Source organism: Streptomyces hygroscopicus subsp. hygroscopicus (assembly GCF_001553455.1).
In the GTDB taxonomy this organism is placed as follows: domain Bacteria; phylum Actinomycetota; class Actinomycetes; order Streptomycetales; family Streptomycetaceae; genus Streptomyces; species Streptomyces hygroscopicus.
Window position 1 is genome coordinate 19,211 of the sequence record NZ_BBOX01000065.1, and the last position, 17,518, is coordinate 36,728.

The window sequence follows — 17,518 nt, forward strand, 5'->3', positions numbered from 1 at the left end:
GATGGTGTGGGGGTGCGGGGGCGGGCGCGGATACCGGTGAGCGGTGGGCTTCAGGCGGGGGCGGGTCCGGTGGACTCGCGGACGACCAGGCGCGGCCGGTCCTCCAGCACCGTCTCCTCGACGTCCTCGCCGCAGCGGGCGAGCAGCAGCCGGGCCGCCGCCGCGCCGACCCGCTGCACCTGCTGGTCGACCGTGGTGAGCCGGGGGTGCAGCCAGCGGCCGAGCGGCAGGTTGTCGTGGCCCACCACCGACAGGTCCTCCGGGATCCGCAGACCGGCGCGGCGGGCCGCGCCGACGCCGCACATCGCCATGGAGTCGTTGGCGTAGACGATCGCCGTGGCACGGTCGGCGGTGTCCAGCAGCGCCCGGGTCGCGGCGACGGCGGACACTTCGGTGAAGTCGGTGTGCAGCACCGCGTAGGGCCGCAGGCCCGCCTCCTTCAGGGCCGTCTCGAAGACACCGCCGCGCAGCCGGGTGTGTTGCAGGTCGGCGGGGCCGGCCACGTAGGCGATGCGCCGGTGTCCGAGTCCGACCAGGTGGCGGACGACCTCCTCGACGGCGGCGCCCTGGTGGCGCAGGCCGACGCGCGGCACCGAGGCGGACCGGTCGGGGGGACCGAGCAGCACCGCGGGCAGGCCGAGGCGGGCCAGCAGGGCGGGGCGCGGGTCGTCCGCACGGGCGTCGGTGAGCACGGCCCCGTCGACGCGGCCTTCCGCCGCCAGCCGCTTGTAGAGGGCGTTCTCCTCCTGTGCCCCGGCGACCAGGTGCAGCAGCAGGCCGTAGCCGCGCGGCGCCAGTTCGCCCTCGATGCCGGTGATCAGTTCGCTGAAGTGCGGGTCCGCGCCGAGCACATCGGTGGGACGCCTGACGACGAGCGCCAGGGTGCGGGTACGGGCGCTGCGCAGGGCGGCGGCGGAGGCGCTCGGCGACCAGCCGAGTTCCACAGCGGTGTCCAGGATGCGCCGCCTGGTCGTCTCCGCCAGCCGGCCCTTGTCGTTGAACGCCTGGGACACGGCCGCGGTGGACACTCCGGCGGCGGCCGCCACCTCCTTGATGGTGGGGCGTCGCCCCGGCTTCCCGGTGGGCGCGCTCACATCTTCACCGCCCCGTTGACCAGTGCCTCCTGCATGCGCTTCTGCAGCACCGTGTAGACGACCCAGACGGGTACCAGGGTCAGTACGGTGCCGGCGGTGAGAACACCGTAGTCGGTGCCGGTGATGGCCTTGAGCGTGGGCAGGGCCACCTGCACGGTGCGCTGTTCGGGATCGGGGCCGATGATGACGAGCGAGTACAGGTACTCGTTCCAGAACGTGAGGAAGTTCAGCAGGAGGACGGTGGCGATGCCGGGCAGGCACATGGGTGTGTAGATGTGCCGCAGCACCGCGTAGGTGGACGCTCCGTCCATCCGGGCGGCCTCCTCCATCTCCCTCGGGATGGTCCGCATGAACTGCACCAGGATCACCACCGACAGCGGCATCGCCGTCGCCGGCAGGAAGATCACCATGAAGGCGCGGGTGTGGAACAGCCCGGTCGCGGCGGCGAGCAGGAACGTCGGGAAGAGCGCCGCGAACGTCGGGACCAGGAAACCGAGCGAGAACACCTTCTCCATCGCCGACGCCAGCCGTCCGGCCGACCGGGCGAGGGCGAACGCGGCGGGCAGCGCCAGCAGCAGCGTCAGCACCAGCGCGAGGACCGTCACCAGCGCCGAGTTGACGACGGCCGGTCCCAGATCGGCGCCCCGGTAGGCGGTCCGGAAGTTGTCGAAGCCGAAGGAGGTGGGCAGCGCGAAGGGGTGGGCGAAGATCTCCTCGTTGCTCTTGAACGCGGAGGCGAGGAAGTAGTACAGGGGCACGATCAGCAGCACCGCGTAGGTCCACACCAGCAGGTGTGCGGGCAGCCAGCGTTTGCCGGGTTTCATGGTGGGCCGCCTTCCGGTCAGTAGTTCTGGCGGAACACGCGGCGGATGGTGAGCAGCCCGACGAGCCCGGCCAGGAAGAGGATGACGCCGACGGTCTGGCTGTAACCCAGGTCGGCCGCGATGAACGCCTTCTGGTAGACGAGGAACGAGAGGGTCGTCGACGAGCTGCCGGGGCCGCCCTGGGTGAGCAGCAGGACGTGCTGCGCCGAACCGAAGAGGGTCCACAGGAACTGCAGCATGGTGACGACGCCGACGTAGTCGCGGATCACGGGGAAGTGGATGCGCCACATGGTCCGCCAGTGCCCGGCCCCGTCCAGCTGCGCCGCCTCGCCGAGGTCTTCGGGGACGCTGCCGAGCCGGGCGGCGAACAGGACGGCGGTGAAGCCGATTCCGCTCCACACGTCCAGGGCGATGAGGCAGGCCAGGGCCGTGGAGGGAGAGGCCAGCCAGGCGTCGGTGAGCGAACCGAGCCCGGCGGACCGCAGCGCGCCGTTGGCCAGCCCGTCCGGGGACAGCGCCGCATAGAACACCATCGCCTTGGCGGGGGTGGAGATCAGCCCGGGGATGAACAGCAGATAGCGGATGACGCGGTGGCCGGGCGGCCGCTGTGCCACGTAGTAGCCCAGCATGTAGGCGCATACGATCATGATCGGCAGCGCCACCGCCAGTTGGACGGCGGTGTTGCGCACCGCGTCCCAGAAGACGGGGTCGTCCAGGACCGTGCGGACGTTGTCCAGACCGGCGAAGGACACCGGCTGGAGCATCCCCGGCCAGTGCAGGGCGGCGATCACGAAGATGGCGGCCACCGGGCCGACCATGAAGATCACGTACCAGACCAGCGCGGGGACGGCGAGGATCGTGCCGCCCTGCCGGGGCATGCGTGAGGGGGTCGGGGCGGAGGGCGGCGCGGGGTGGCGTATCGCGGCCCCGCCCGGAGTCGGCGTCCATGTCGTCATGGGGTGGCTTCCGTGGGATCGGGCTCGGGGTCCGAGCGAGTGGGCGGGCGGTTCACGCGGACCGGTACGCGGTTTCCAGCGCGGCGCGGACCTTCGCGGCGCTGGTGCCACGGGTGAAGGACGTGCTGGTCGCGGTGATCAGCGGCTGGGCGGCGGCGGGCGGGACGTACACATCGGGCAGCAGTACCTGGCTCACCTCGGAGCCCAGCCGCTGCGCGGCGGCCACCAGCGGGAAATCCGTACTGACGGCGTCGGAGCGCAGCGCCATGTCACGGCCGCTCTCCTCGATGAACCGGGAGACGGTGTCGGGGCGGTACATGAAGCGCACGAACTTCTCGACGGCGTCGATCTTCTTGGTGCCGTTCGGGCTGATCCAGAACCCGATCAGGGTGTACGTCCGCAGGATGGTGGGCTTGTCGTGCGCGGCGCCGCCGGCCAGTGGCCAGCCGCCGACCTCGGTGTGCCGGGCCACGTCCGCGGGCACCTTCGCCAGCGCCGAGGACATCGCCGACTCGATCGCCGCGGCCCGCGTGTTGAACTGCGTGGTCATCGTGTCGGAGGTGAGGCCCTGCGCCTTGTCGGCGAAGACGCCCGCGTCCCGCAGCGTCACGAAGTAGTCGATGCCCTCCCGGGCGCCCCTGCTGCCGAAGTCGCCCGTGGAGTAGGCGTGCCGGGCCTCGTCCTCGGTCAGGAAGGTCTGGATGATCTGGGCGAGCAGTTTCTGCCCGGTCCAGTCGTTGCCGCCGACGGTGACCGGCGCGATGCCCTTGGCGCGCAGTTTGCGGGCCGCGCTGATCAGTTCGTCGCCCGTGGTGGGTATCGCGTCGACACCCGCCCGGTCCAGCAGGGCCCGGTTGTAGGCGATGGGCCAGTTGGTGGCGAAGTAGGGGAAGGCGCGCAGCCTGCCCTTGGCGTCGGTCCACGCGGCGAGGGCCTGGGGGAGCACCCGCTCGCGCAGGCCCCATGCGTCGAGGTGGTCCTTGACGTCGACCGTGGCGCCGACGTCCGTCCAGGCCAGCGTCTTGTCGTAGAGGTTGACCATGACGACGTCGGGCTCCTTGCGGGCCAGCCGCGAGGTCTCGTAGACCTGCGCGAGGTCGTCGCCGTTGATGAGGTTCTTGACCTTGAGTCCCGGGTTCTCCTTGCGGAACCGGTCCAGGGCCGCGAGGTAGGTGGGCGATCCCGGGGCGGTGGTGCCCAGCTGGCTGTGCACGACGAGGGTGTGGGGATCGGAGTCCGCGCCGGTCAGTGCGGAGCAGCCGGACAGGCCAGGCAGGACGGTCGCGGCGGCGGCGCCGGAACCGGCGGCGAGGAAGCCGCGCCGAGTCAGCGGTGAGTGCACTGCGGGGTCTCCAACCAGGCGGTTAACGAGTGGTTAATCGATCTACCTCGAGGGTGTGAGGACTGTAGGAGCCGCTTCGCGTCCGGTCAAGCCCCTGCCGGGAGGTGGACCGGCGGCCCGACGCGCAGCCGCCGGGGCGCCGACAACGCCTCATCCGCGCACCGAAAACTTTTCGGACGCGGGCCCCGAGAGATCCTCTTCGTCTTCGACGCCCCTCTCCCCACGCCACAACATCGCAGTTCACAGCGGAAAGCCGGAGGAGCGTCAGCAGGCATTCCTACCGGAATAGTTCCGGAAGAAAGCGTTGACGTTGCGTCAGTCCCGCAGCATACTCCGCATCGATCGTTGCCCATCGGCACACCGCCGTCGCCCGGCCACCAGCCCGGCGGCGGGTCGGCAGCGCCGCGACACAGTGCACCCCAGCACGGCCGGACGGTCCGCTCGACAACGTCCGGCCCCCGGAAGAAGGGACAGCAATGGTCATCGATGCCTGTCATGAGGAGCGCGCGGATCAGCGTCCTCGGTTACCCGTCCGCAGGGCGTTCACCCTCGGTGTCGCCGGTCTCCTCACCGCCGCCGGCGTCCTCACCCTGGCCGGTACCGCGAGCGCCGCGAGCACCCTCGGCGGCGCGGCGGCCGCCAAGGGCCGCTACTTCGGTGCCGCCGTGGCAGCCAACCACCTCGGTGAAGGACAGTACGCCGCCACGCTGGACACCGAGTTCAACGCCGTCACACCCGAGAACGAGATGAAGTGGGAGTCCGTCGAAAGCTCCCGGAACTCGTTCAACTTCGGCGCCGCCGACCAGATCGTCAGCCACGCCCAGGGCAAGAGCATGAAGATCCGCGGCCACACCCTGGTCTGGCACTCCCAACTGCCGGGCTGGGTCGGCGGTCTGGGCGCCACCGATCTGCGGTCGGCGATGAACAACCACATCACCAAGGTGATGCAGCACTACCAGGGCAAGATCTACGCCTGGGACGTGGTCAACGAGGCGTTCCAGGACGGCGGCAGCGGCGCGCGGCGCAGTTCACCGTTCCAGGACAAGCTGGGCGACGGCTTCATCGAGGAGGCGTTCCGCACCGCCCGTGCGGCCGACCCCAACGCCAAACTCTGCTACAACGACTACAACACCGACGGTCAGAACGCGAAGAGCAACGCGGTCTACGCCATGGTGAAGGACTTCAAGGCGCGCGGTGTCCCGATCGACTGCGTCGGCTTCCAGTCGCACTTCAACAGCCAGTCCCCGGTCCCCGGCGACTACCAGCAGAACCTCCAGCGCTTCGCCGACCTCGGCGTCGACGTGCAGATCACCGAGCTGGACATCGAGGGTTCCGGCTCCGCCCAGGCCGACAGCTACCGCCGGGTCACGCAGGCGTGCCTGGCCGTGTCCCGCTGCACCGGCATCACCGTATGGGGCATCCCCGACAAGTACTCGTGGCGCGCCAGCGGCACTCCGCTGCTGTTCGACGACAACTACGGCAAGAAGCCCGCGTACGACGCGGTGCTGGCGGCGCTCGGCGGCGGCGGAGACGGTGGCGGTGGCGGTGGCGGTGGCCGGTCGTGCACCGTGTCGTACGCCGAGACCCAGCGGTGGGGCGACCGTTTCAACGGCCAGGTGACGGTGCGGGCGGGCAGTTCCGCCATCAGCGGATGGACGGTCACGGTGACCCTGCGTTCCGCGCAGACCGTCTCCGCCACCTGGAACGGCAGCCCCAGCTGGGACAGCAGTGGCAAGGTCATGACGATGAAGCCCAACGGCAACGGCAACCTGGGCGCCGGAGCGTCGACCAGTTTCGGCTTCACGGTCATGGCGAACGGGGACTGGTCCGCGCCCACCATCGGCTCCTGCACGGCCTCGTAGCCCGGCCGGCGGGCGCTGCCCGGCGGTGGCGCACCCACGGCACGGCGGCTCCTCGCCGCCGTGCCGCCCGCCCCACGGCCACGTCCGCACTCGCACCCGCACCCGCACCCGCACCCGCACCCGCACACCAGGAGGAGACATGCCCGGAGGAAGAGAATCCGGCGGAACAAGGGCCCGCGACCGGGCGGGCCGGAGCCCACGCGCCCGCCTGCGGATCGCCCTCGTCGCCGCGGCCACGGCCGCCCTGGCGGCGTTCTCCGCCGCCCCGTCCCCGGCGGCCACGCACACCGCCGCGGGCGCCGAGGCGGCCTGGGCCAACTGCCCAGGCGGATACGTCGGCCTCACGTACGACGACGGACCGAATCCGGCGTCGACCCAGGCGCTGCTCACGGCCCTGCGGGCGGGCGGCGCCAAGGCCACCTTCTTCATCTGGGGGCAGCACGCCGAGCAGTACCCGGACCTGCTCCGGGCCGAGCAGGCGGCGGGCATGTGGATCGCCAACCACACCATGACGCATCCGCATCTCACCCAGATCGGCGAACCGGCGGCGTACAACGAGATCGCGGGCGCCCAGAACACCATCCAGCGCATCACCGGGCAGACACCCGCCCTGTTCCGGCCGCCCTACGGCGAGACCAACGCTCAGGTCAGGTCCGACGAGGCTCGTCTGGGGCTGACCGAGGTGCTGTGGAGCGTGGACTCCCAGGACTGGAACGGGGCCAGTACCCAGCAGATCGTCCAGGCCGCCGCCACCATGCGGGCGGGAAGCATCATCCTCATGCACGACGGTGGCTACCAGACCACCGTCGGCGCCGTGCCGCAGATCCTCAGCGGGCTCGCGGCCCGGGGGCTGTGCCCCGGCAGGATCACGGCCGGCGCGGGCGGCGGCGCGGTCGTCACGGCTCCCTGAGCGCCGGGTCCGGGTGACCGCCTGCTCCGCGGGCGGTCACCCGGACATGACTGGCTGTCAGGCTTCGGGGAACACCCAGCGGTGGAAAGGCGTTTCGCGGAAGCTCTCGGGATGGTGTGCCGAGCGCCACCGCAACGGCACCGCCGGACCTCCGTCACGGTGCAGTTCGCCGGTGAGCGCGTAGTCGGGGTGCACACCGTCGTCGCTCATCGTCGTGGTGAACTCGAACGTGAACCGGTCGCCCGGCTGCACCGGCAGGCCCGTCTCCGACAGCGGGGCGTAGACGGGGGTCCAACTGCTCCAGTTGTGCAGCGAGTCGATCGGCACGTCGTCCTCGGCCGCCCACAGCCGCACCCCCAGCGCGAGCCCGGAGAAGTGGCCCGGCCGGGTGAACGTCAGCTCGGCGCGGTCGACGCCCTCGGGCCGCAGGTCGCCGTTGAACTCCAGCGGCTCCACCTCAACGGCGTCGGACAGGTACGACCGCTCCCGCACCTCCGGGCTCTCCTGCAGCCCGGCGAGACACACCCGCAGGTCGAAGGGGCGGCCCACGGCGGCGAATACGTTCTCCACGAAACGGAAGACGGCCGGGGGGAAACCGGGCGGTTCGCCCCCCGTGGCGCTGCCCAGGTCCAAGGCGACAGCCGTGGTGGCGCTGCGGTGCGGAATGAACAGCCCGTTGGGCTTCACCAGGCGTTCCCGCGCGTCCCGCAGCACCGAGCCCGCCCCCTCGGAGCCACCGAGTGTGCCGATGATCTCGGAGACGCACATATCGACGCGTTCGGGCAGCTCGATCTCGGTGGACAGGCCCTCGATCACGGTGATCCGGTCGGCGAAACCCGCCTCCTCGATGACCTTCCGGGCGATCTCCGCGGGCTTGGGCATGACCTCCACGGCCCACACGTGCCGCGCCCCGGCACGGGCGGCGGCCAGCGCCCACACCGCGTCCTGCCCCGTGCCGATGTCGAGCACCGTCCGGCCGGGGGCGTAGCGCGGGACGGCTGCGGCGTACCGGCCCACCCGGTCCTCGTCCTTGAGCATCATGTCGTACACGAAGTCGTCGTACACCGGGTACTCACCGACGGAAGGGAACAGCATGACCGGCGGGTTCGACTCGTAGTGGCAGGCGCGCACCGGAATCGTGCGACCGGGCGCCGCTAACTCGGACACATAAGAGTTGGGCATTCTCCGTCCTTTTCCCTGGGGGGTGGTCGTTCCGAGCAGCCTGCCAGGTAAAGACAATGGAAAGCCCTAGGAGTTCGGCTCAACCATGGGCCGATATCGCGATCAAAGATCAGTTCACGTGGCCAGAAATGATCCGTGAACGCTTATAACCTAAGATTCAATTATTCAAATGCGAGAGACTGCGTCCGGTGAATTGACATGCTCGCGATCAGGGGAACGAAAGCAGAAGCGCCGTGCCGTGGTGGGGTCACCACGGCACGGCGCTTCTTTCGGAGCCGGCCAGTTTCCGCTCCGCGCGTCACTCCCCCGCATGCGGGCGCCGCGCCCAGAACAGCGCGTGGCCGCTGTCGCCCTCGGGAACGAACTCCTCCTGCTGGACGGCCAGCCCGGCCTCGGTGAGCCAGGTCCGGTAGGTCGCGGCGTCGGCGTGGCTCCACCACATCGTGGTACCGCCGCCGAGCCAGTTGTCGTCGGTTCCGGTCCAGGCGCTGTGTCCGGTGGTGCCCAGGAACCAGCCGCCGGGGCGGAGCCAGCTGGCGATCTTCGCGAGAAGGGGAGGCTGTTCTTCGAGCGGAATGTGGATCAGGGCGTAGAGGGATACCACGGCGTCGAAGGAGGCGGCCGGGAACTCCACGGCCGTGGCGTCGGCTTGACGGAACTCGGCCTCCGGCACCAGCTCCCGCGCCCGGCGGATCTGCACCTCACTGATGTCGACGCCGGTGACGCGGTGCCCCGCGCCGCTCAGCACCCGGGCGACCGGTATGCCGGTGCCGCACCCCAGGTCCAGCACGGTGGCACCGGCCGGGATGCGCTGCTGGAGGGTGCCGAGCCAGGGCTGGTACTTCGTCTCGGCGGTGAAGGATTGCTCGTAGTGGCGGGAGAGCGCGTCGTACCCGCGCCTGACCAGATCCTTGGGGTCGTTGATGTCCACGGCGCAGCACGGTAGTTGGGGGCCGGTGCGTTCCGCGAACGGTTTTCGCGCGTCGATGCGGCGCCGTCCGCGCCTTCGGCGCCTTTGAGCATGGGTCCGGGGGTGCCCTGGCCAGGCTCCGTCGCCGACCACCGGGCCGGTGGGGGCGAGGCCCGGTGGCGGCCGCCGTCGGCCCATGGTGAGGACCGGTCCGGACTGCGGCGGGGGGTGGGGTACCCCTGGAAAACGTTTGACACATTAGTTGCGTCAGATCAAGCGTTTTTCAGAGAGGGTACCGGGAGGGAGGCCCGCTCCACCGGCCCGCAGTCCGGATGGACCCTGCCCCGGAGGTCGGAAGCCGCCGCCCGGCTCCGCCTCCACGGACCCGGGCCCGGCGACGGCGCCGAGCCCTCCACCCCCTGCCCCGCTGCTCAACGGCGCCGAAGGCGCGAGACGATACCCGCGCCCGGCCGCCCGTCCCCGGCACCCGCTCCTGGTCGCCCGCTCCCGGCGCCGTCAGACCGTGCGCACTGCGGCCACGAACTCGGCCCAGGCCCCGGCCGTCACGACCAGAACGGGACCGCCCTTGTCCTTGGAGTCGCGGATGCCGACCCGGGCGATGTCGGGGAGGTGGGCAATCTCGACGCACGCGGTGCCGTTAGCCTCGCTGTGGGAGGACTTGAACCATGCGCGCTCCGGCGCGATGTCGGGCGCTATGCGGTGAGTCATGTCAGACCTCTCGTGCTAGTCGTTGCAGGAATGCCGGTGTCTCGTTCGGAGCGAGAGCCGCCGCGCGCAAGCCCTCGAATCTGCGGGAGAAAGACCAGATCGTTGTGTCCTTGTCGCTGATATCGGACCCGTCGGCGACATCGCTTTGCACGACCGTCGGCAGCGGGGAACCGAACTCCAGGAGGGTGAAGTTGGAGCCGGGACGGTACGTGACCGTAGCCATCGGGAGGATCTGCACGGTCACGTGGTCGAGCTGCGTGAACGCCAGGATCTCCTCATACTGCTCGCGCATCACCTCCGGGCTGCCCACCACCCGTCGCAGCGTTGCTTCCTCCTGGATGACCCAAAGCTCCAACGGGTTGTTTCTGCGCGTGAGAGCCTTCTTGCGTTCCATCCGGATCTGGATGTGCCGCTCGACGAACTCGGTGGTCGTCTCTTCTACGGGCTTGGCCGCCTGGAGCAGTTCACGGGCATAGCGCTCGGTCTGTAACAGCCCCAGCACCACGCTCGGTTGCCAGGCCCGGACACTTCGAGCGCCACTCTCCAACCCGATGTACATCCCCATACCGGACGGCAGAACGCTGCGATAGATCGACCACCAACCACGGTTGAGCGAGTCTCGATGGATCTCGATCAAGAAATCCACATCCTCGCCATCCTCGACGCCGTAGCGATCCAGAAGGGCTCGCAACTCCGCGGCGGTTTTGAGACCTGTCAGCCCGTTCTCGACCCGATGGAGCTTCGAGGGGGAGAACGTCAACCCGTCCACCGCCTCCGCGAGAGTGAATCCGGCCTTATCCCTCAACCGCTTGAGCTCCCAGCCGAGTTGCATGCGACGGACTGTGGGCCCCGTTGGTGCTGCCATGAGTATGCCTCCCGGTGGATCGAGCCTGCCATGCCGTGGCGCGAGATCCGAGTCTGTCATCGAGAGTCACCTTTGTTGTGACAACAGCCCACTCGGTCACATATGCCATCTCAAGCGAGAAATTCAATCGCTCTTGCACAGCAACTCTCACGACCATGAAGCTGTTTCCGCCACCGCTTCATCACTCGCGGTAGTCGAACCTCGGAACGCCATGGAGCCCTCATGCCTTCGTCACGCCCCCGTCTGCTGCCCTGGCCCGGACTGAACGGGCAGCCCTGCTACCTCGTCACCGACGACACCGGCACCAGCTACCTGTCGCGGCTGGCCGACGAGATGGAAGCCGTACAGCTCCGCACCGGGGCCGATCTCCTCGGACACGCGCGGCCCCTGCTCCGGGACCACCGAGCCGGCGCCCGTGAACTCCGCTTCGTGGGGCATCGGCTCGCCGAGGCGCTGCATGACGCGCTGCGGGTGGCCGAGAGCCGGGGGCGGCGGCTGGAGGACGGGGAAGAGACCACGGCCGAGCAGAGTTAGTAGAAGCATGAACAACGTGGAGGTCGTGGTCATCGGTGCCGGGCAGGCGGGCCTGTCCGGGGCCTATCACCTGCGGCGGGCCGGGTACGAGCCGGGACCGGGCTTCGTGGTGCTCGACCACTCGCCCGCGCCCGGCGGGGCGTGGCAGTTCCGGTGGCCGTCCCTGACGTACGGCAAGGTGCACGGGATGTACGACCTGCCCGGTATGCGGCTGACCAGCGACGAGGCGGACGCCGAGCGGCCCTCGTCCGAGGTGATCCCCGCGTACTTCGCACGGTACGAGCGCGCCTTCGACCTGCGGGTCGTCCGGCCCGTGCACGTCGCCGCCGTACGGGAGGGCGACGACGGCCGACTACGCGTCGAGACCTCGGCCGGGACGTGGTCCGCGCGGGCGCTGATCAATGCGACCGGGACCTGGGACCGGCCGTTCTGGCCGCGCTACCCCGGACAGGACACCTTCCGGGGACGGCAACTCCACACCGCCCAGTACCCGGGGCCCGGGGCGTTCGCGGGGCGGCGGGTGATCGTCGTCGGAGGCGGCGCCTCGGGGGTGCAGCATCTGCTGGAGATCGCGGAGGTGGCGGCCGAGACGACCTGGGTGACCCGGCGCCCGCCGGTGTTCCGCGAGGGGCCGTTCGGCGAGGTGCAGGGGCGGGAGGCCGTGGCGATGGTCGAGCAGCGGGTACGGCAGGGCCTGCCGCCGCGGAGTGTGGTGTCCGTGACCGGGCTGCCCCTGACGGAGGCGATGCTGCGCGCCCGTGAGCAGGGGATACTCGACCGGCTGCCGATGTTCGAGCGCATCACCCCGGACGGGGTGGCCTGGGCGGACGGGCGCCAGGTGGCGGCGGACACCATCCTCTGGGCCACCGGTTTCCGCGCCGCGATCGACCACCTCGCCCCGCTGAGGCTGCGCGAGCCGGGTGGCGGGATCGCCGTCGAGGGGACCAGGGCGGTCCGCGATCCACGGGTGCATCTGGTCGGCTACGGGCCGTCGGCCAGCACGGTCGGCGCCAACCGGGCGGGCCGGGCCGCCGTCCGGGACATCCAGGCGCTGCTGAACGGGGCTTCGGCGTCCGGCCGCATCCCGGTGCCGGGCCCGGCCACCGCCCCCGGCCCAGCGACCACCCCCGGCTCGGTTCCCGCCCCGGCTCCGGAGGCCGCCGGTCGGGGCCCGGCTCTGGCGTCTTCCTCGTAACGGGCCCGGCAGGTGCGCGGGGCACCGACGCACGGGCCCGGCATGTGCGCGGACGCGGACAGCGGATAGACGGTCCCGGTGGCGCGGCCAAGAGACGGCCGTCGCGAACACCACCCGCACGAACACCCCACGTGCACACACAGCGGGCAGACGGTCCGGCTGCACGGCCAAGAGACGGCCATTACGAACACCACGTGCGCGGGCAGCGGGTGGGCGGTCCCGGTGGCGTGGCGAAGAGACGGCCGTCGCGAACACCACCCGCACGAACACCACGTACGCGGGCACCGCATCCAAGCCGAGAACACGGGGCACCGCACCCGAACCGAGAACACGGGGCACCGTACCGAGCCGGAACACAGGTCACCGTTACCCGAGCCGGAACACGCGCCCCGCACCCCGCGGGCTCCGCGTCACCCCGCCGGTCTGGGCGCGAACGTCGAGTCCCTGACCACCAGTTCCGGCTGGAGGACGATCCGCCGGTGCTGATGGCCGTCCGCCCCCTCACCGGTCTCCTCGATCAGCAGCTCCGCCGCCGCACGCCCCATCCGGAACGCGGGTTGCCGTACCGAGGTGAGCGGCACCGCGGCCGCCGCCGCGAACTCGATGTCGTCGTACCCCACCAGCGCAACCTCCCCCGGCACCGACACCCCGGCCGCGAAGAGCGCCTGGAGCACGCCCAGCGCCAGCAGGTCGTTGGCGCAGAACACCGCCGTCGGCCGGGGTGAGATGCCCAGCAGCCGCGCGCCCGCGTCCCGGCCCGACGCCACGTCCAGCCGCTCGGCCTCGATGTGCACCATCGCCTCCGCGGGCAGCCCCTCCTCCGCGAACGCGGCGAGCAGCCCGGCGCGCCGGTCCTGGCACTGCGGGAGCTGCATCGGGCCGCTGACGTAGACCACGGAGCGGTGGCCCTGGGCGATCAGGTGGCGCCCGGCGAGCGTTCCGCCCTCGACGTCGTCGACCGAGACCGAGCAGGCGTCGCCGCTGGGCACCTCGCGGTCCACGAAGACGAACGGGATGTCATGGCGCCGGAATCCCTCCAGGTTGGTGCCGGTGACATCGGCCGGGGTGACCAGCACCCCCCGCACCCGGTGCTCGGCGAAGAGGCCGAGGTAGTCGGCCTCCTCCTCGAGGCTCTGCGCGCTGTTGCACACCATCACCCCCAGCCCCGCCTCCCGCGCCGCCCGCTCCGCGCCCCGCGCCACCTCCACGAAGAACGGGTTCGCCATGTCCAGCACCAACAGCGCGATGATGCGGCTGCGCCCGGCCCGCAGCTGACGGGCGGACTCCTGGCGGACGTAACCCAGCCGCTCGATCACGGCCTGTACCCGGTCGCGGGTGGTCTCGGCGACCATCTCCGGTCGGTTGATCACATTCGACACGGTGCCGACCGACACTCCCGCCTGCCGCGCGACGTCCTTGATCCCCACCATGCGTCCCACGACCCCGACCATCCGCCTTCCCGCGACCCACCGCGGCCGCGGGACCATCGTAGTGCCCTGTTCGACCGGTCGGTCAGGACCGGGCCGCACCGCTCGGACCGCCGGGGAGCGGTGTCTCACCCCTCGAGGGCGAGGACCGGCACACCGGTCGAAGCAGGCTGGCTCACGGAGTCTCCTGACACGTACCCAGCGCACACAAATGAAATGTTTCAAGACGGATTCCGGGAAGCTAGCCCTGCCCCGTACGGCCGTCAAGGGGGTGGGCACGGGACACCTCAGCGACGTTCAACTACGGTGCTTTCGGGTGTCTGTTCGACGGCCGCGCGGTGTGCGCGGTCGGCTCGGGCACCCACCGCTTCTTGACTCCCGGTCGGCCGCGCGGCTAGGTTTCTTGAATCGTTTCACGCCAAGGAGACCCATGTCTGACGTTCCGGCCGTGAAGGCGGCCCTCAAGAGCCAGGCGGTCGAGACGCCGTCATGGGCGTACGGCAACTCCGGAACCCGCTTCAAGGTCTTCGCCCAGCCCGGCGTCCCCCGCTCCCCCCAGGAGAAGCTGGACGACGCCGCCCAGGTGCACGCGTTCACCGGGGTCGCCCCGACCGTGGCCCTGCACATCCCCTGGGACACGGTCGAGGACTACGGGGCGCTCGCCAGGTACGCGAAGGAGCGCGGCCTGAGACTGGGCGCCGTCAACGCCAACGTCTTCCAGGACGACGACTACAAGCTGGGCTCGGTCACCCACCCCGACCCGGCGGTCCGCCGCAAGGCGCTGGACCACCTCCTGGAATGCGTGGACATCATGGACGCCACAGGCTCCCGCGACCTCAAGCTCTGGTTCTCCGACGGCACCAACTACCCCGGCCAGGACGACATCGCCGCCCGCCAGGACCGCCTCGCCGAGGCGCTGGGCGCGGTCTACGACCGCCTGGGCGAGGACCAGCGGATGCTGCTGGAGTACAAGTTCTTCGAGCCCGCCTTCTACACCACGGACGTCCCCGACTGGGGCACCGCCTACGCCCACTGCCTCCGGCTCGGTCCCCGGGCCCAGGTCTGCGTGGACACCGGCCACCACGCCCCGGGCACCAACATCGAGTTCATCGTCGCGCTCCTGCTGCGCGAGGGGAAACTCGGCGCCTTCGACTTCAACTCCCGCTTCTACGCGGACGACGACCTGATGGTGGGCGCGGCCGACCCCTTCCAGCTCTTCCGGATCATGTACGAGGTGGTCCGTGGCGGCGGGCTGACCTCGGGGGTCGCGTTCATGCTCGACCAGTGCCACAACATCGAGCCCAAGATCCCGGCGATCATCCGCTCCGTCATGAACGTCCAGGAAGCCACCGCCAAGGCCCTTCTGGTCGACCGGGACGCCCTCGCCGCCGCCCAGCGTTCGGGCGATGTCCTCGATGCCAACGCGGTCCTGATGGACGCGTACAACACCGATGTCCGCCCCCTGCTCGCCGAGGTGCGCGAGGAACTGGGCATCGACCCCGACCCGATGGCGGCGTACCGGGCCTCCGGCTGGGCGGAGCGGATCGTGGCCGAGCGCGTCGGAGGAGAGCAGGCGGGCTGGGGAGCGTAGCGGGCGGCCCACCGATGACAGACCACCACACGCAGAGGACGACATGACACCACCGCACCCCGAGGCGGCCGCGCTGCTGGAGCGCTCACACCGCCTCGGCGCCGATCCGCGCAACACCAACTACGCGGGCGGGAACACCTCCGCCAAGGGCACCGCCCCCGACCCCGTCACGGGCCAGGACGTCGAGCTGATGTGGGTCAAGGGCTCCGGCGGCGACCTGGGCACCCTCACCCACTTCGGACTCGCCGCACTCCGCCTGGACCGCCTCCGGGCGCTCACCGGGGTCTACCCCGGGGTGGACCGCGAGGACGAGATGGTCGCGGCCTTCGACTACTGCCTGCACGGCAAGGGCGGCGCCGCGCCGTCCATCGACACCGCCATGCACGGCCTGGTCGACGCCGCCCACGTCGACCACCTCCACCCCGACTCCGGGATCGCGCTGGCCTGCGCGGCGGACGGCGAGGCGCTCACCGAGGAGTGTTTCGGCAACCAGGTGATCTGGGTGCCCTGGCGCCGCCCCGGCTTCCAGCTGGGCCTGGACATCGCCGCCCTCAAGAAGGCCAACCCGCAGGCCATCGGCTGTGTCCTCGGCGGCCACGGCATCACCGCCTGGGGCGACACCTCCGCCGCATGCGAGGCCAACTCGCTGCACATCATCCGCACCGCGGAGGAGTTCCTCGCCACGCGCGGCAAGGCCGACCCGTTCGGCCCCGTCGTCCACCCCACCCTCACCGAGCCCGAGCGCCGCGCCCGCGCGGCGGCCCTGGCCCCCGTCATCCGCGGCCTGGCCTCCACGGACCGCACCCAGGTGCACCACTTCACCGACTCCGGCACCGTCCTGGACTTCGTCTCGCGCGCCGAACACCCGCGCCTGGCCGCGCTCGGCACCTCCTGCCCGGACCACTTCCTCCGTACGAAGGTCCGCCCCCTGGTCCTGGACCTCCCTCCGGACGCGCCGCTCGACGAGACGATCAGCCGCCTGGAGGAACTCCACACCGCGTACCGCGCCGACTACGCGGCCTACTACGAGCGCCACGCCACACCAAACTCCCCGGCGATGCGCGGCGCGGACCCGGCGATCGTGCTGGTCCCCGGGGTGGGGATGTTCAGCTACGGCAAGGACAAGCAGACCGCCCGGGTGGCGGGCGAGTTCTACGTCAACGCGATCAACGTGATGCGCGGCGCCGAGTCGGTCTCGGCGTACACGCCCATCGAGGAGTCGGAGAAGTTCCGCATCGAGTACTGGGCGCTGGAGGAGGCCAAGCTCCGCCGCATGCCGAAGGCCAAGCCCCTGGCCACCCGGATCGCCCTGGTGACCGGCGCGGGATCGGGCATCGGCAAGGCGATCGCGCACCGCCTGGCGGCAGAGGGCGCCTGCGTGGTGGTGGCGGACATCAACGCGGCGGCCGCCGCCTCCGTGGCCCAGGAGCTGGGCGGCCCGGACAAGGCCACGGCCGTCACCGTGGACGTCACCGACGAGGAGCAGATCAGGGCGGCCTTCGACCAGGCGGCCCTGGACTTCGGCGGGGTGGACATCCTGGTCAACAACGCGGGCATCTCCCTGTCCAAGCCACTGCTGGAGACCACCGCCGCCGACTGGGACCTCCAGCACGACGTCATGGCGCGCGGCAGCTTCCTGGCCGCACGCGCAGCGGCCCGCATGCTGATCTCGCAGAACATGGGCGGCGACATCGTCTACATCGCCTCCAAGAACGCGGTGTTCGCGGGCCCGGACAACATCGCCTACTCGGCGGCCAAGGCCGACCAGGCACACCAGGTCCGCCTCCTCGCGGCCGAGCTGGGCGAGCACGGCATCCGGGTCAACGGTGTGAACCCCGATGGCGTGGTCCAGGGCAGCGGCATCTTCGCGGGCGGCTGGGGCGCGAAGCGCGCGGCGGTCTACGGCGTCCCCGAGGAGAAACTGGGCGAGTTCTACGCCCAACGCACCCTGCTCAAGCGCGAGGTGCTCCCCTCCCATGTGGCGAACGCGGTCTTCGCCCTGGTCGGCGGCGATCTGACGCACACCACGGGGCTGCACGTCCCGGTCGACGCGGGGGTGGCGGCGGCGTTCCTGCGCTGACCGGCGCATGAGGGGAC

At 70.7% G+C, this 17,518-nt stretch carries 15 protein-coding genes; 6 read left to right on the forward strand and 9 right to left on the reverse strand.

Annotation, left to right across the window (positions count from 1 at the left end):
• Nucleotides 1–50: 50 nt before the first annotated feature.
• Genes AXW62_RS08200 through AXW62_RS08215 form a run of 4 tightly spaced genes read right to left on the reverse strand, consistent with a single transcriptional unit; the run spans nucleotide 51 to nucleotide 4,216 of the window.
• Nucleotides 51–1,094 carry a LacI family DNA-binding transcriptional regulator gene (locus AXW62_RS08200; protein ID WP_060943919.1) on the reverse strand — a complete coding sequence of 348 codons (1,044 nt, stop codon included), beginning with the start codon at nucleotides 1,092–1,094 and terminating at the stop codon, nucleotides 51–53.
• Entirely contained in the window at nucleotides 1,091–1,918 is an 828-nt protein-coding gene (locus AXW62_RS08205) for a carbohydrate ABC transporter permease (RefSeq protein ID WP_060943920.1), read from the reverse strand. The genes AXW62_RS08200 and AXW62_RS08205 overlap by 4 nt, the downstream gene beginning before the upstream one ends.
• Nucleotides 1,919–1,935: 17 nt before the next feature.
• Nucleotides 1,936–2,874: a carbohydrate ABC transporter permease gene (locus tag AXW62_RS08210; RefSeq protein WP_030831014.1), complete on the reverse strand. Its 939-nt coding sequence runs from the start codon at nucleotides 2,872–2,874 to the stop codon at nucleotides 1,936–1,938.
• Nucleotides 2,875–2,926: 52 nt separating this feature from the next.
• Complete coding sequence (locus AXW62_RS08215; protein WP_060943921.1) at nucleotides 2,927–4,216, reverse strand: ABC transporter substrate-binding protein; 1,290 nt, start codon at nucleotides 4,214–4,216, stop codon at nucleotides 2,927–2,929.
• Between the two features lie 476 nt (nucleotides 4,217–4,692).
• On the opposite strand from AXW62_RS08215, the gene AXW62_RS08220 reads away from it, so the two are divergent.
• Entirely contained in the window at nucleotides 4,693–6,078 is a 1,386-nt protein-coding gene (locus AXW62_RS08220) for a glycoside hydrolase family 10 protein (RefSeq protein ID WP_060943922.1), read from the forward strand.
• A 139-nt stretch (nucleotides 6,079–6,217) separates the two neighbouring features.
• Nucleotides 6,218–6,988 carry a polysaccharide deacetylase family protein gene (locus AXW62_RS08225; RefSeq protein ID WP_060943923.1) on the forward strand — a complete coding sequence of 257 codons (771 nt, stop codon included), beginning with the start codon at nucleotides 6,218–6,220 and terminating at the stop codon, nucleotides 6,986–6,988.
• Nucleotides 6,989–7,045: 57 nt separating this feature from the next.
• Here AXW62_RS08225 and AXW62_RS08230 read toward each other — a convergent pair whose 3' ends face one another.
• From AXW62_RS08230 to AXW62_RS08245, 4 genes are all read right to left on the reverse strand, one after another.
• Nucleotides 7,046–8,170, reverse strand: coding sequence for a 50S ribosomal protein L11 methyltransferase (locus AXW62_RS08230; protein WP_060943924.1), 1,125 nt, complete (start codon nucleotides 8,168–8,170; stop codon nucleotides 7,046–7,048).
• Nucleotides 8,171–8,468: 298 nt separating this feature from the next.
• Nucleotides 8,469–9,101 (reverse strand): class I SAM-dependent methyltransferase, encoded by a 633-nt coding sequence (locus AXW62_RS08235; protein ID WP_060943925.1) that lies wholly within the window; start codon nucleotides 9,099–9,101, stop codon nucleotides 8,469–8,471.
• Nucleotides 9,102–9,596: 495 nt separating this feature from the next.
• A complete protein-coding gene (locus AXW62_RS08240; protein WP_174556365.1) occupies nucleotides 9,597–9,809 on the reverse strand; it encodes a DUF397 domain-containing protein in 213 nt (70 codons plus the stop codon).
• Between the two features lies 1 nt (nucleotide 9,810).
• On the reverse strand, nucleotides 9,811–10,674 hold the full coding sequence (locus tag AXW62_RS08245; protein ID WP_030831038.1) for a helix-turn-helix domain-containing protein: 864 nt from the start codon (nucleotides 10,672–10,674) through the stop codon (nucleotides 9,811–9,813).
• A gap of 222 nt (nucleotides 10,675–10,896) precedes the next feature.
• On the opposite strand from AXW62_RS08245, the gene AXW62_RS08250 reads away from it, so the two are divergent.
• Both AXW62_RS08250 and AXW62_RS08255 read left to right on the forward strand, forming a co-directional pair.
• Nucleotides 10,897–11,208: a hypothetical protein gene (locus tag AXW62_RS08250; RefSeq protein WP_060943926.1), complete on the forward strand. Its 312-nt coding sequence runs from the start codon at nucleotides 10,897–10,899 to the stop codon at nucleotides 11,206–11,208.
• A 7-nt stretch (nucleotides 11,209–11,215) separates the two neighbouring features.
• On the forward strand, nucleotides 11,216–12,403 hold the full coding sequence (locus AXW62_RS08255; RefSeq protein ID WP_079115524.1) for an NAD(P)-binding domain-containing protein: 1,188 nt from the start codon (nucleotides 11,216–11,218) through the stop codon (nucleotides 12,401–12,403).
• A gap of 410 nt (nucleotides 12,404–12,813) precedes the next feature.
• Here AXW62_RS08255 and AXW62_RS08260 read toward each other — a convergent pair whose 3' ends face one another.
• Nucleotides 12,814–13,833: a LacI family DNA-binding transcriptional regulator gene (locus AXW62_RS08260; RefSeq protein WP_060943938.1), complete on the reverse strand. Its 1,020-nt coding sequence runs from the start codon at nucleotides 13,831–13,833 to the stop codon at nucleotides 12,814–12,816.
• 427 nt (nucleotides 13,834–14,260) lie between these two features.
• Here AXW62_RS08260 and rhaI point away from each other — a divergent pair, with 427 nt between their 5' ends.
• Both rhaI and AXW62_RS08270 read left to right on the forward strand, forming a co-directional pair.
• Nucleotides 14,261–15,421: an L-rhamnose isomerase gene (gene rhaI, locus AXW62_RS08265; RefSeq protein ID WP_060943927.1), complete on the forward strand. Its 1,161-nt coding sequence runs from the start codon at nucleotides 14,261–14,263 to the stop codon at nucleotides 15,419–15,421.
• Between the two features lie 43 nt (nucleotides 15,422–15,464).
• On the forward strand, nucleotides 15,465–17,501 hold the full coding sequence (locus tag AXW62_RS08270) for a bifunctional rhamnulose-1-phosphate aldolase/short-chain dehydrogenase (protein ID WP_060943928.1): 2,037 nt from the start codon (nucleotides 15,465–15,467) through the stop codon (nucleotides 17,499–17,501).
• Nucleotides 17,502–17,518 lie beyond the last annotated feature (17 nt).

What these genes read in the sequence shown, in the direction of transcription:
- AXW62_RS08250 (WP_060943926.1), top strand. Translation starts at nt 10,897, where the DNA reads ATGCCTTCGTCACGCCCCCGTCTGCTGCCCTGGCCCGGACTGAACGGG.
- rhaI (WP_060943927.1), top strand. Translation starts at nt 14,261, where the DNA reads ATGTCTGACGTTCCGGCCGTGAAGGCGGCCCTCAAGAGCCAGGCGGTC.
- AXW62_RS08225 (WP_060943923.1), top strand. Translation starts at nt 6,218, where the DNA reads ATGCCCGGAGGAAGAGAATCCGGCGGAACAAGGGCCCGCGACCGGGCG.
- AXW62_RS08270 (WP_060943928.1), top strand. Translation starts at nt 15,465, where the DNA reads ATGACACCACCGCACCCCGAGGCGGCCGCGCTGCTGGAGCGCTCACAC.
- AXW62_RS08260 (WP_060943938.1), bottom strand. Translation starts at nt 13,833, where the DNA reads ATGGTGGGGATCAAGGACGTCGCGCGGCAGGCGGGAGTGTCGGTCGGC.
- AXW62_RS08220 (WP_060943922.1), top strand. Translation starts at nt 4,693, where the DNA reads ATGGTCATCGATGCCTGTCATGAGGAGCGCGCGGATCAGCGTCCTCGG.
- AXW62_RS08210 (WP_030831014.1), bottom strand. Translation starts at nt 2,874, where the DNA reads ATGACGACATGGACGCCGACTCCGGGCGGGGCCGCGATACGCCACCCC.
- AXW62_RS08245 (WP_030831038.1), bottom strand. Translation starts at nt 10,674, where the DNA reads ATGGCAGCACCAACGGGGCCCACAGTCCGTCGCATGCAACTCGGCTGG.
- AXW62_RS08255 (WP_079115524.1), top strand. Translation starts at nt 11,216, where the DNA reads ATGAACAACGTGGAGGTCGTGGTCATCGGTGCCGGGCAGGCGGGCCTG.
- AXW62_RS08205 (WP_060943920.1), bottom strand. Translation starts at nt 1,918, where the DNA reads ATGAAACCCGGCAAACGCTGGCTGCCCGCACACCTGCTGGTGTGGACC.
- AXW62_RS08240 (WP_174556365.1), bottom strand. Translation starts at nt 9,809, where the DNA reads ATGACTCACCGCATAGCGCCCGACATCGCGCCGGAGCGCGCATGGTTC.
- AXW62_RS08230 (WP_060943924.1), bottom strand. Translation starts at nt 8,170, where the DNA reads ATGCCCAACTCTTATGTGTCCGAGTTAGCGGCGCCCGGTCGCACGATT.